The organism is Plantactinospora sp. CA-294935 (genome assembly GCF_050936445.1).
In the GTDB taxonomy this organism is placed as follows: Bacteria; Actinomycetota; Actinomycetes; order Mycobacteriales; family Micromonosporaceae; genus Plantactinospora.
On the sequence record NZ_JBNJMU010000001.1, the window covers coordinates 7,104,718 to 7,118,214 of the forward strand.

The 13,497-nt window shown below is 72.3% G+C and carries 8 protein-coding genes; 5 read left to right on the forward strand and 3 right to left on the reverse strand.

Annotated features, from left to right (window positions below; all coding sequences use genetic code 11):
• Window position 1 precedes the first annotated feature (1 nt).
• The gene (locus ACQEVC_RS31180; RefSeq protein WP_432884660.1) at window positions 2–637 is read right to left on the reverse strand and encodes a carbonic anhydrase; all 636 of its coding nucleotides are present in this window, start codon (window positions 635–637) and stop codon (window positions 2–4) included.
• Between the two features lie 324 nt (window positions 638–961).
• Between ACQEVC_RS31180 and mgrA the strand changes: the two genes are divergently transcribed.
• Window positions 962–1,957: an L-glyceraldehyde 3-phosphate reductase gene (gene mgrA / locus ACQEVC_RS31185; RefSeq protein WP_432884662.1), complete on the forward strand. Its 996-nt coding sequence runs from the start codon at window positions 962–964 to the stop codon at window positions 1,955–1,957.
• Window positions 1,958–2,149: 192 nt separating this feature from the next.
• Here the strand turns inward: mgrA and ACQEVC_RS31190 are convergent, their stop codons facing one another.
• Window positions 2,150–3,196, reverse strand: coding sequence for a LacI family DNA-binding transcriptional regulator (locus tag ACQEVC_RS31190; protein WP_432884664.1), 1,047 nt, complete (start codon window positions 3,194–3,196; stop codon window positions 2,150–2,152).
• The gene (locus tag ACQEVC_RS31195) at window positions 3,193–4,755 is read right to left on the reverse strand and encodes an FAD-dependent oxidoreductase (RefSeq protein ID WP_432884667.1); all 1,563 of its coding nucleotides are present in this window, start codon (window positions 4,753–4,755) and stop codon (window positions 3,193–3,195) included. Before ACQEVC_RS31195 ends, ACQEVC_RS31190 begins: the two co-directional genes overlap by 4 nt.
• Window positions 4,756–4,970: 215 nt before the next feature.
• Between ACQEVC_RS31195 and ACQEVC_RS31200 the strand changes: the two genes are divergently transcribed.
• From ACQEVC_RS31200 to ACQEVC_RS31215, 4 genes are read left to right on the forward strand one after another with little or no spacing between them, the layout of a single operon-like run.
• A complete protein-coding gene (locus ACQEVC_RS31200; RefSeq protein ID WP_432884670.1) occupies window positions 4,971–6,737 on the forward strand; it encodes an FAD-dependent oxidoreductase in 1,767 nt (588 codons plus the stop codon).
• A gap of 5 nt (window positions 6,738–6,742) precedes the next feature.
• Window positions 6,743–8,305: an FAD-dependent oxidoreductase gene (locus tag ACQEVC_RS31205; protein ID WP_432884673.1), complete on the forward strand. Its 1,563-nt coding sequence runs from the start codon at window positions 6,743–6,745 to the stop codon at window positions 8,303–8,305.
• On the forward strand, window positions 8,293–11,853 hold the full coding sequence (locus ACQEVC_RS31210; RefSeq protein ID WP_432884676.1) for a hypothetical protein: 3,561 nt from the start codon (window positions 8,293–8,295) through the stop codon (window positions 11,851–11,853). Before ACQEVC_RS31205 ends, ACQEVC_RS31210 begins: the two co-directional genes overlap by 13 nt.
• Window positions 11,854–11,855: 2 nt before the next feature.
• Window positions 11,856–13,469: an extracellular solute-binding protein gene (locus tag ACQEVC_RS31215; protein ID WP_432884678.1), complete on the forward strand. Its 1,614-nt coding sequence runs from the start codon at window positions 11,856–11,858 to the stop codon at window positions 13,467–13,469.
• Window positions 13,470–13,497: the final 28 nt, after the last annotated feature.

The following is a 13,497-nucleotide window of genomic DNA, read 5'->3' on the forward strand; positions in this document are numbered from 1 at the left end:
CCTAGCCGCCGGTCGGGGCGGCATCGGGTACCGTCACCGACACCCGGCCGTCGGCGAGCTGGTAGAACATGCCGACCACGTCGCACCGGCCGGCGGCGACCGCGTCGGAGAGTTCGGTACCCGACCGGGTGATCAGCTCGACGGTGTGCCGGGTGTGCAACGCGGCGATCCCGGCGTCGTCGGTGATTTGTCGCGCCTGGGCGGCCTCGACGCTCGGGGTGACCCGTTCGACGATGGCGCCCAGCTCCCGGCCCGGCAGCCGGGCACCGTCCCGGGCCGCCCGGGTGGCCTGGATCGCCCCGCACGAGTCGTGGCCGAGGACGACGACCAGCGGCGCCCCGAGCACCACCACCCCGTACTCGATGCTGGCGGTCACCTCCGGGCCGACGATGTGCCCGGCGGTGCGGACCACGAACAGGTCGCCGAGCCCTCGATCGAAGATGATCTCGGCGGCGAGGCGGGAGTCGGAACAGCCGAACACCACCGCGAACGGCCGCTGCGCCGCCGCGACCACCGCCCGGTGCTCGGCGTCCTGGTGCGGATGGATCCGGGTACCCGCCACGAACCGCTCGTTACCGGCGAGCAGCTCGTCGAGCGCCTCGCTGGGAGTGGCCGGCCGGTGGTCCAGGTATGCCATGACGTCCCCTTTCGACGGCACCACCACAGGTGGTGAAGCGAGGTCGGCGCCTTCGGCGACCCGATGCGTACCGATCAGATATCACGGAACACCGCACCGGCCCAGCCGAACCTGGCCAAACGGTGATCTACGGAACAACGGCCGGTGCTCCGGACCGGGCAAGCCCGGGTACGAACAGGCTACGGCCCCGTCCCCCGCCCCGACCGGCCGCCACGCGGCCCCGCCCTCCCGCCTGCGCGTGCGGTCCGTCTCGGCCACGGGTGAGGCGCCGGGCGGTGACCTCCGCGCGGTCCAGCGGGACCCAGGTTCAATAGGGTGGCAGACGTGACCTACCTTGCCGCGGGCGACCGCTACGACTCGATGACCTACCGCCGGGCCGGCCGCAGCGGCCTGCGACTGCCCGCCATCTCGCTCGGCCTCTGGCACAACTTCGGTGACGAACGGCCGTGGCAGCAGCAGCGGGAGATCTGCCGCCGGGCGTTCGACCTCGGGGTGACCCACTTCGACCTGGCCAACAACTACGGCCCGCCGCCCGGCTCCGCCGAGGAGAACTTCGGCCGGACCCTCGCCGCCGACCTCGCCCCGTACCGCGACGAGTTGGTCATCTCCACCAAGGCCGGCTACCACATGTGGCCCGGCCCGTACGGCGAATGGGGCTCCCGCAAGTACCTGGTCTCGTCACTGGACCAGTCGCTGCGCCGGATGGGCCTCGACTACGTCGACATCTTCTACCACCACCGGCCTGACCCGGACACCCCGCTGGAGGAGACGATGGCGGCGCTGGACGCCGTCGTCCGGGCCGGCAAGGCCCTCTACGTCGGGCTGTCGAACTACACCTCCGAGCAGACCCGGCAGGCCGCCGCGATCCTGGAACGGCTCGGTACGCCGCTGCTGATCTCCCAGCCGTCGTACTCGATGATCAACCGGTGGATCGAGGCGGACCGGCTGCTCGACACCCTGGAAGAGGTCGGCGCCGGCTGCATCGCCTACAGCCCGCTCGCCCAGGGCGTACTCACCGACCGCTACCTAAGCGGCATCCCGGCCGACTCCCGGATCCGCACCAGCATCTTCCTCAACGAGAGCGACCTGGACGACACCACCATGACGACCGTACGGGCGCTGCACGCCATCGCCGAGCGGCGCGGCCAGTCCCTGGCCCAGCTCGCGCTCGCCTGGGCGCTGCGGGACTCCCGGATGACCAGCCTGATCATCGGCGCGAGCAGCGTCGCCCAGCTCGAGACGAACGTGGCCACGCTGGACAACCTGATCCTGACCGACAGCGAACTCGCCGAGATCGGCGGTCACCTGACCGTCGGTTGAGCGCACCTCACGGCACAGTCCGGCCGGGGACGGCGGGAACCACCCAACGGTCGCCCCCGGACCGGACCGATCTACGACACCGGCTCGGACTCGGACGCGGCCGCTTCGACAGCGGGGTCCCGCCGGCAGTGTTGAGCCAACCGGATCCGGCCCGGCCCCCGGGCACCCCGTACACCGACAACCGCTCGGGATTCATGTGCGCGGCGGACCGACCGTCCGGTCGAGGGTGTGGCTGCACGGCAGCAGGACCTGCCGCTCGTATTCACCGGCCGGATCGGTGAGCAGTGCGGTGAGCAGGCGTACGGCCCAGGCGCCCATCGCGTTCCGGGGGATGTGCATGGCGGCCCACGGCTGGCCGCCCACCTCGCCGTTGGGATCGTCGACCAGCAGGACGACCGAGACGTCCTCGGGGATGCGCAGGCCGCGGAGGCTGATGATGGCGTGCAGCACCCGTAGCAGGCTGACCGATTCGACGAGGATGGCGGTGGTGGCGGCGGCGAGGGAGTCGTCGAGCCACTGCGCGGTGAGTTCGTCCGGGTTGACGTACGCCGGGGTGGGTACCGGCAGCCCGAACCGGTCCAGGGCGGCGGCGAAGCCGTCCCACCGGTCGGCCTGCGGTTCGTACCGGGAGCTTTCGCCGAGGTACCCGAACGACCGGTGGCCGAGGGCGACCAGGTCGTCGACGATCCGGCCGGTCGCGGCGCGGTAGTCGCCACCGACGTAACAGATCTCGACGCCGGGGACCTCCCTGTGTCCGATGTAGACGAACTGGTGGCCGTCGGCGGCGAGCCGGGCGAGGTCGTCGAGGTGTGCCCGGTGGCCGAGGATCAGGCTGCCGGCCGCCTGGCCGAGTCCGTTCACCCCGTTGCGGTAGATCCGGCGGATCCCGCCCTCGTCCCGGGCCGCGGTGAAGAGCACCAGGTTGCAGCCCTCGATGCCGGCCTGCTCCTCGATGCCCTGGAGGAACTCGAAGTAGTAGTCGCCGATGCTGGTGGGGAAGATCGGTTCGAAGGTGTGTACGCCCAGCAGGAGCGGGGTGTTGCGGCTCTGTGTGGCGGTGCGCTGATGCGGGCTGGTGGTGTAGCGCAGCCGACGGGCGGCGGTCAGCACGCGGCGCTGCGTTTCCGGAGAGATGCGGCTGAGGTCACCCGCGCCGCGCAGCACCTGGGAGACGGTGGACTGGGAGACACCGGCCTCGCGGGCGATGTCGGCCTGCCGCGAGCCCTGTCCGCGCCTCATGCCCGTACCTCCTGCTCGGGTGGCCAGGTGAGTACCGAGCCGGTCCGCACGAGTTCCTTGCGCAGTGTCTCGTAGTCGACGTCCCGTACGCCGCCCCGCGCGCCGACCGCCTGGGCGGCGGCGCAGCCGGCTGCCTCGCCGATCATCATGAAGACCGGCTCCATCCGGACCGAGGCGAAGGCCACGTGCGACGCGGAGACCGCCGAGGCGACGAGGAGATTCTCGCACTCGCCGGCCCTCGGCACGATCGACCGGTACGGGATGCCGAACGGCGCGGTGAGTGGATGCTGGACGTTGCCCTCGTTGCGCGGCTGCCCGTCGACGACGACCCGCTTGGCGTTGTGCGAGTCCATCACGTACGAGGCGAGCGCGATCGGATCGGCGGGCCGGGACCGTCCGGCGGCGTCGTGCTGGGTGACGACGTAGTCGGCGACCATCCGGCGGGCCTCGCGGATGTAGAGCTGGTGCGGCCAGTGTCCGGTGCTGGTGAACTCGGCCGGGGACAGCCCGTACGCCCGGGTGGCCGCCCGGATCGGCGCGGGCAGCCGCGGGTCGTTGGCCAGGAAGTACAGCAGGCCGGCCTGGTAGCGGACGTGGTCCTGGAAGATCTCCTCCCGGCGGGGGTAGGCCGCTCCCGGCCAGTTGGTGTTGGCCCCGATGTGGTCCGAGGAGACCGCACCGTGGTTGTTCATGTCGTAGACGTCGCCGCGCACCGGGGTGGTGCGCCCGTAGAGTTCGAAGACGCCGGCCTCGATGTACCGGCGCAGCAGTTCGTACCGGTCCGGGTGGTAGCCGTCGGGGCGGGGGTAGCGGACCCGACCGGCGCTGGTCGTGATGTGCAGCCGGAAGTTGTACGCCTGGAGGCGCCGGTCGCCGGCGCCGATCTCGCCGTGGTCGTCCGGGCTGATCCCGGGCAGCAGGCCGCTGTCCGGGTGGCCCGGCCGCAGGTAGGGGTCGACGGGGCGGCTGAACTGGTGGTTGGTGCTGGGCTGCACGCCGGCGAGGGGTTCGCGGTAGGTGGTCGACGCCTCGCGGCCGACGGTGTGGGTGACCCGGGCGGCCGCCATCAGGTCGCCCTCGTAGGAGGCGTCGACGTAGACCCGGGCGCGGTGCCGCCCGCCGTCGTCGGTACGCAGCTCGACGATCCGACCGGATTGCACGACGACGTCACTGAGGTGCTGGCGGCGGCGGATCCGCACGCCGGTGTCGGCGAGCCAGCGTTCGAAGATCTCCTCGGCCACCCGGGCCTCGACCCGCCAGTGCGGGTCGGGCGCGTGGTAGGCGGCGGCGACGTCGGCGTAGAAGGCCCTGGCCAGCCCGCCGACGGTTTCCGGCCGGCCGACGTCGGTCTCGCCGAGGCCACCGGCGGACATGCCGCCCACATGGTCGTCGAAGGCGAGCAGGAGCACCGTCATGCCGTCCCGGGCGGCGCGCACCGCCGCCGTGACGCCGCCGGAGGTCGCACCGTAGACGACCACGTCGGCCTCGGTCGGCGTGCCCTGGGCGGGCGGCGCGGGCAGGTGGTAGCGCAGGCCGGGCAGCGCTGGTGCTGCTGTCATGACTGGGTTTCTAACAGCTCGATCGCAGATCGCAAATAGCTAATATTTGCTAATTTGAAGATGCCGAACCGTCACCGAAACAGCAGCTCAGCAACGATTGACATCCACCTGACGGAGAGATGTAACGTAGCCGCAATCTTCGAGCGGTGACCATTGCCAATATATTAGCAGCGCCGCCGCAGACGCGTACCCCATCGGAAGGGAAGCGGGCGAGCATGAGCAAGACGACCGGGCTGGAAACCGATCTCCTGGTGGTCGGCGGCGGCCTCGGCGGCGTCGCGGCGGCACTGACCGCCGCCCGACTGGGCCGCCGGGTCATCCTCACCGAGGAGACGGACTGGCTGGGCGGACAGCTCACGGCGCAGGCCGTGCCGTCCGACGAGCATCCGTGGATCGAGACCGAACACATCTCGCCCGGCTACCGACAGCTGCGCGACGGCATCCGCGCCTACTACAAGCGGAACTACCCGCTGCGCCCGGAAGCGCTCGCCGACCCGACCCTCAACCCGGGGCTGGGTAACGTGAGCCGGCTCTGCCACGAGCCCCGGGTCGGCGTCGCCGTCATCGACGAGTTGCTCGCCGGCTACCGGTCCGCCGGCCGGATCACCGTGCTCTACGAGCACGAGCCGGTCTCGGCGGCCACCGACGGCGACCGGATCACCGCGGTGACCCTGCGCGACCGGCGCAGCGGCGAGCTGCGGACCGTCACCGCCGCCCTGGTCGCCGACGCCACCGAACTCGGCGACCTGCTGGAACTGGCCGACGTCGAGCACGTGCTGGGCGCCGAGGCACAGGACGAGACCGGCGAGCCGTTCGCCGCGCCCGAGGCGGACTGGACCGACCAGCAGGCGATCACCTGGTGCTTCCCGCTCGAATACCGGCCCGGCGAGGAACACGTCGTCGACCGTCCGGCCTCGTACGACCACTGGAAGACCCATGTCGACCCGTTCTGGCCGGGCCCACAACTCTCCTGGATGAAGATCGACATCCACACGAACGCGGGCAAGGAGAACCGCATCTTCGAGGGCGACCTGGACGCCGTACGCGTGCCCGACCTGTGGCACTTCCGGCGCATCCGGGCCCGCAGCCAGTTCCGCCCCGACCTCGTCGACACCGATATCAGCCTGGTGAACTGGCCCAATATCGACTACTGGGAGGCGCCGCTGGTCGGTCCGGGCATCGACGGGCACGCCCGCGAGCGGGCACTGCAACGCTGCCGGGAACTTTCCCTGTCCTACCTGCACTGGATGCAGACCGAGGCGCCCCGCCCGGACGGCGGGCAGGGCTACCCCGGCCTCAAGCTGCGGCCCGACCTCACCGGCACCGACGACGGACTGGCCAAGACGGTCTACATCCGCGAGTCGCGCCGGATCCGGGCCCGGTTCACCGTGCTCGAACAGCACGTCGCGGTCGTGGACCGGCCGGAGGACGCCGGGGCCGTCCAGTTCGCCGACGCGGTCGGCGTAGGCCACTACAACATCGACCTACACCCCAGCACCGCCGGCGTCAACTACGTCAACCTGGAGTGCTACCCGTTCCAGATCCCGCTCGGCGCGCTCGTCCCGGTCCGGATGCGCAACCTCCTGCCCGCCTGCAAGAACATCGGCACCACGCACATCACCAACGGCTGCTACCGGCTGCACCCCGTCGAGTGGAGCATCGGCGAGGCGGTCGGGGCGCTGGCGGCGTACTGCCTGTCCCGCGACACCGAGCCGCACGCCGTGCACGACTCAGCCAAGCTGACCGAGGACTACCAGACACTGCTCACCCAGACCCTGGGCATCCCGATCGCCTGGCCGGACGACATCCGGCGAACCCGCCCGTCACGGGCCGCCCGGAGCGCCACACCGCTGCTCGCGCTCCCCGAACGCCGGGTGAAGAAGGCGGCGAACCAGGTGGCCGGGGCAGCACCTCCGGTGGCGGCGCGGCAGCCGGGTCCGGCGGGCCAGGCGGCGGAGCCGGCCACCCCGGCGGGACGGTGACGGTCATGCGGGTACCCGACACCACCACCGCTGCCCCCACCGCTCCGGCGCCGGTGGACGTGGTGATCTACGGCGCCACCCTGGCCGGCATCATGGCCGCCCTGCGGCTGCGCCTGCGGGGCCTGTCCAGCGTGGTCCTCGAACCGACCGGGCACGTCGGCGGCATCGTCGCCGGCGGGCTGGTCAAGACCGACGCCCCCAACGTGACCGAGGCGCTCGGCGGGCTGACGTCGAGCCGGTTCTTCGCCGGGATCGGCGCCGCCTACGGCGACGACGGGCCCCGGTACCGGTTCGAACCCAAGGTGGCCGAACGGGTCGCCCGGGACCTGCTGGCCGAGGCGCGGGCCACGGTCCTGCTGCACCACCGGCTGCACGGGCCGGCCGACGTCGAGGTCTCCGGCCGGCGGCTGCGGGCGGTGCGTACCGCGCAGGGCTGGCAGCGAGCCAGCTTCTTCATCGACGCCTCCTACGAGGGTGACCTGATGGCGGCCGCAGGTGTGCCCTACACCGTCGGGCGGGAGCCGAAGGCCCGGTACGACGAGCCGCTGGCCGGGTTCCAGCCGGTGCAGGCGTACCGGCGGCGCAGCTTCCGGCCCAACGACCGCTACCCGGTCGGCCCGGCACCGAAGCTCCACGCCGGTGAGGGCGACGAGAAGACCCAGGCGTACAACTTCCGCGGCGTGCTGTCGACCAACGACGATCGGCTGGCGTTCCCGAAGCCCGCCGGCTACGACCCCGAGCACTACCGCTACCTGGCGCAACTGCTGCGGCAGCGCGGCATCCCCGGGCTGTCGTCGATCGTCACCGAGACCGCACTGCTGCCCGGCGGCAAGTACCAGACCAACCAGGCGCTCTTCATCGGCTTCGACCTGCCCGGCGCGTCCTGGGACTATCCGGACGGTAGCTGGCGGCGGCGCGACGAGATCATCGCCGAGCAGGTGCGCTGGCACCAGGGGATGCTCTACTGGCTCGCCAACGACCCGTCGCTGCCGGAGAGTTTCCGCGCCGACGCCCGCCGCTTCGGCCTGCCGCCGGACGAGTTCACCGACAGCCCGCACGGTACCGGCTTCCCGCACGCCCTCTACGTCCGCGAGGCGCGCCGGATGGTCGGCGCGCACGTACTGACCCAGCACGACCTGCTCAGCCCGAACAACACCAAGGCGACCCCGGTGTGCTGCTGGAAGTACGGCATGGACAGCCACATCGTGCAGTACTACGCCGAGGGCGACGACACCATCGTCGGCGAGGGCACCCTGAGTGGCACCGAGTTCAACCCGCCGGTGGACCTGTACCAGATGCCGGCGGAGGTACTGTTCCCGGCGCGCGGCGGGCTGGAGAACATCGCCGTTCCGCTCTGCTTCTCGGCCAGTCACGTGGGCTACACCTCGCCCCGGATGGAACCGAACTACGGCATGCTCGGCGAGGCGAGCGGCGAACTGGCGGCGCAGTCGCTGCGCACCGGCCGGTCGGTGCAGGACTACGACCACACCGACCTCGCCACCGCCCTCCGGGAGCACGGCAGCGTGCTGACCCTGCCCGGACTGGAGCCGGAAACATGCTCCCGCTGACCATCGCCACCCCCGGCGTCGAGCTGCCGGCGTTCCAGCCCGGCCCGCTCAACGCGTCGACCGGCTGGCGGCCGCACCGGGTCGAGCTGCCGCTGCGGATCGAGCCCGGCGACATTCCGGCGTACGGCGCCGTGCTGCGCCTGGCGTTCACCGCCGGCCACGGGCCCTGCCCCGACCTCCTGCTGGAGCTCGACGGTACGCACCGTGGCCTGTTCCACCCCCTGGTACGCCGCGACGACCGGTCGGAGGTCTACCGGCACGGCCCGATCGCCGGCGACGTCCTGCTCGAGGTGCCGCTGCCGGCGGCCTGGCTCACCCCCGGCGACCACCTCCTGGCGGTCACCACCACCCTCGACGGACCGGCCGCCACCGGCCCCGTCCCGGCCGACACCGACCGGCCCCGCCATCGCGAGCAGTTCGGCAACCACTTCGGCAGCGGCATCACCTGGCAGGAGCTGACCCTGGTCCCGGCCACGGCGCCCGCCCTCGATGCGCTCGGCGTGGCGCTCGACGCGACGCCGCTCTACGTCGAGCACGACGGCGCCCTGCACGAGCTGCTCGAACTCACCGTCACCGTCCCGCCGGGCGCGACCTGGCCGGCCCGGGCCGAGGTACGTCTCGCCGGGCGGACCCACGAGCTGGACCTGACCCGCGCCGGGCGGACCTTCGGGCAGGTGCGGATGCGATTTCCGGTACCGGAGTTCACCGGTCCCGCACCGGCGACGGTCGCCGTCGACGACGGGCCGGAGACCCGGGTCGTGGTGCACCCGGCCCGCAGGTGGACCCTGCACCTCATTCCGCACGTCCACCTGGACGTCGGCTACACCGACGTCCAGGGCAAGGTCCTGGAGCTGCACAGCCGCAACCTGGACCGGGCGGTCGAGGCGCTGGACCGGGATCCGGACTTCGCCTTCTCCGTCGACGGCTCCCTGGTCGTGACGCAGTACCTGGCCACCCGCTCACCGCAGCGGGCGCAGCGGGTGCTGGCGGCGCTGCGCTCGGAACGACTCGCCGTGAACGCCTTCCACAGTCTGTTCCTGTCCGGAGTGGCCAGTCTGGAGGAGATCTACCGTGCCGCGTACGCCGCCGGGCGGCTGCGCGACGAGCACGGCGTCCCGGTCCGGTACGCCAACCTCACCGACGTCCCCTCGTACAGCGCGGCGCTGCCGTCGATCCTGACGGCGCTGCACATCGAGGCGTTCGTCGGCATCGAGAACCACCACCGGGGCGGCAACGCCGAAAGCGACGAGCAGCACCTGGCCAGCCCGGTGATGTGGGAGGGCGTCGACGGATCCCGGGTGCTCACCCACTTCTCCGACACGTACTCCCAGCTCCGGTTCATGGCCGGCGATCCGCAGACGGTCCCCGGCGCCGCGCACGCCTTCTGCCGGCTGCTGGGCCGCTACGAGCGGACCGACTACCTGCCGCACGACCTGGCGGTGATCGGCACCCACGCGGACAACGAGGACCTGGCCGACGGCGACGCCGGCTTCGCCGCCCGCTGGAACGAGCGGTACGCGTACCCCCGGATGCGGGTCTCCACGATGGCCGGCTATCTCGCGGCGGTCCGCCCGCTCGCCGACCGGCTCCCGGTGTGGCGCGGGGACGGGGGCAGCTACTGGGAGGACGGTGTCGGTACCGGAGCCACGGTCAGCGCCGAGCACCGCCGGGCGCAGACGGCGCTGCCCGCGGCCGAGGGGCTGGCCGCGCTGGTCGCGCTCGCCGACCCCGGCTACCGGCCGCACCGGGCGGCGCTGGACGCCGCCTGGGAGGGCGCGCTGATCGGCTGCGAACACACCTGGACCTGGGCGCACGCCAACGCCCACCCGCACGGCCACCAGGTCGGCGACCAGCTCGACTGGAAACGGCACCAGGTACACACCGCGCACCGCACCGCCGTCGACGAGGCCAACCGGGCACTCAGCCAGCTCGGCGAGCTGGTCGGCACGCGCGGACCCACCCTGCTCGTGCACAACCCGCTGGGCTGGCGGCGCGACGTGGAGGTCGAGGTGGAAACCCTGCACGGGCCGCCGACGCTGCCCGGCGGTGAACCCCTCGGGGCGGAACCGCTCGCCGACTGCAACGGGCTGCGTCGGCTCCGGGTCACCGTGCCGGAGGTACCCGGATTCGGCTACCGGGCGGTGCCGCTGGGCGGCGCGCGGACGCTCGCCCCCGGCGAAGAGGACGGTGCGGCGGCCGGTGGTACCGCCGGGACCGGCGAGTCACCGGACTGGGGGCCGGTGCCGGCCACGCTGGTGGCCGACCGGTGGCTGGTCTCCCTCGATCCGGCCACCGGCGCGGTCCTCGGCCTGGTCCACCGGCCCAGCGGGCGCGACCTGCTGGACCGGGCCGGGCCGTGGCGGTTGGGTCAGGTGCTCTACGCGCTCGACGGTCCGGTCGAGCTGACCCGCGGCGACGTCGACCGGCCGGGCGAGCAGTCGTGGACGCCGCCGCTGCCGCGGCTGCGGAGCGGCACCCCGGACAGCCCGTGGCACAGCGGCAGCCCGCACCGGCACGAGCCACAACCGCGCAGCTCCCTGCTCGGTCGGCGGCCGAAGGCGGATCCGCCGGCGCTGGTCGTGCACGCCGCCGAGATGCGGCCGGTCGGGCTGCGCCGGACCTACGACGGGTGGCGGTTGCGGACCGTCGGCCGGGCGCCGAGCCTGCCGCGCGTCGAGGTCGACGTGCTGCTGCGCGACGGCGACGACCGCGTCGACGTCACCGTCTCGTTCGACAAGGAGCCGGTGCTGGCCAAGGAGGCCGTCTACGTCGCCTTCCCGTTCGTGGCCACCGACCCGGTCTTCCGGTACGACCGGCAGCAGGGCTGGATCAACCCGGCGGTCGACCATGCGCCGGGCGCCTGCCACGACTGGTTCACCAGCCAGTACGGCGTCGTGGTGGCGGACGGCGTCGGGCCGGCCATTGCCTGGTCCTCGGCCGACGCGCCGCTCTGGACCGCCGGGGACATCGTCCGGGGCGCCTGGTTCGAGCGCTTCGCACCCGCCTCGGCCGCGATCTTCTCCTGGGTGCTGAACAACTACTGGCCCACCAACACGCCGCCGCAGCAGGAGGGAAACCTGGCCCTGCGGTACGCCTTCACGCCGCTGCCGGAGTTCGACCCGGTCACCGCCGGCCGGTTCGGCCGGGAGGTCCGGGCTGCGGCGGTCGCCACCGAGATCACCTGGCTGGACAAGTTCGACCTCGACCCGAGGCCGCTGGCCGAACCGGCCGGTGCGCTGCTCGACCTGGACCTGCCGGAGACCGTACACGCCACCGTGGCCCAGCCCCGGTCCGGCGACGGGCTGCTGGTACGCCTCCAGGACCTCAGCGGTCGGGCCCGCACCGTACGGCTGCGGAACCCGGCGGGTGGGCGCGGCGAGGCCACGCTCTGCCACGCCGACGAGCGGCCGGTGGCCACCCTGCCCCCGGACGCCGACGGTCGCTTCGCGGTACGCCTCGACGCGTGGCAGGTCGCCACGCTGACCCTCCCCGGCGGTGCGTCCCCGGCCGCCGGCCCCCATGACGCCGCTGCACCCCCGAAGGAGTAACCATGCGCAACGTCCAGGTGAGCCGACGCCGGTTCCTGGCGATGACCGGCGGCGCGGCCGCCGTGGCGGCCGGCTCCGGCCTGCTCGCGGCCTGCGGCAGCTCGACCACGCCGACCACCGGCGGTGCCGGTAGTGTCACGTTCCCGGACTATCTCCCCTACACCGGCGTCCAGGCGGATCTGCCCGCCACCGCCGACGGGGTGATGGCCGGCTTCTACCGGTACCCGACCGACCTCGTCACCGCGTTCTCCGGCAAGCCGGGCGAGGGCGCGGGCACCGTGTCGGTGCTGACCAACATCCTGACGCCGGTGCCGCCGGCCGCCGGGTCCAACGCCTACTGGCAGGAGCTCGACAACCGGCTCGGCGCCACCCTCGACATCACGATGACCCGGCAGGTCGACTACCTCAGCAAGCTCTCCACCGTCATCGCGGGCGGGGACCTGCCGGACATGACCCTGATCTCCGCCCGGCTGGCGAACCGGGCCGACGTGCTCACCCGGCTCTGCGCCGACATCTCGGAGTTCGTCTCCGGCTCCGCGATCAAGCAGTACCCGTTCCTGGCCAACATCCCGACCGACGCGTGGCAGGCCACCGCCTATGGCGGCGGGATCTACGCCGTGCCGATCCCGCGCGCCGTCGTCGGGACCATCATGTTCGCCCGGGCCGACCTGATCCGCGACAGGGGTCTCAACCCGAATCCGGCGAGTTACCAGGAGTTCCTGGCGCTGGCCCGGGGACTGACCGACGCCCGCGCCAACCGCTGGGCGTTCGGCACCGCGAAGCAGGTCGTCACCTTCGTCGGCACCATGCTCGGCGTGCCGAACGTGTGGCGCGAGGAGGGCGGCAGGTTCACCTCGGAGTACGAGACCGAGGAGCGCAAGGAGGCCCTCGCCCGGACCGCCGACATGGTCAAGGGCGGGCTGTTCCACCCCGACGCGATGGGCGGGAAGCTGCAACTGCGGGACCTGTTCGGCAACGGCACTCTCGCCTTCAACCCCGACGGGTACGCCGCCTGGGACACGCTCGCCGACACGTACCGGGTCGAGGTCGGCGCGGTGCCGGCGCCCAGGTACGACGGCGGCGGCGTGGCCCGGCACCGGGCGGGTACCACGGCGTTCGCGATCACCGCCTTCAAGCAGGCCGACAAGGGCCGCATCCAGCAACTGCTGCGCATCTGCGACTGGCTGGCCGCGCCGGTCGGCACCACCGAGTACATGTTCCGCAAGTTCGGCGTCGAGGGCAGCCACTACACGGTGCAGGACGGCAGGCCGGTCCTCACCGACAAGGGCAAGGTCGAGGTCAAGCTGCCCCTGGAGTACGTCGCGGACGCCCCGCACGTGCTCGGCCCCGGCGACCGGACCCGGATCGACGCCCAGCGGGCGTACCAGGAGAAGGTGGTCCCGAGCATCCTGCGCAACCCCGCCGAGGGCCGCTATTCGGCCACCGCCGTCGACAAGGCCGGCGCGATGAGCAAGATTATCGACGACGCCGAGCTGGACATCGTCGCCGGTCGCAAGCCGGTCAGCTCCTGGGACGAGGCGGTTGCCCAGTGGCGACGGGCCGGCGGCGACGCCGCCCGCGCCGAGTACGAGAAGGCGCTGGCCGAGCAGTCCTGACCAGCCGATCGCGGCAGGAGGAGGAGAG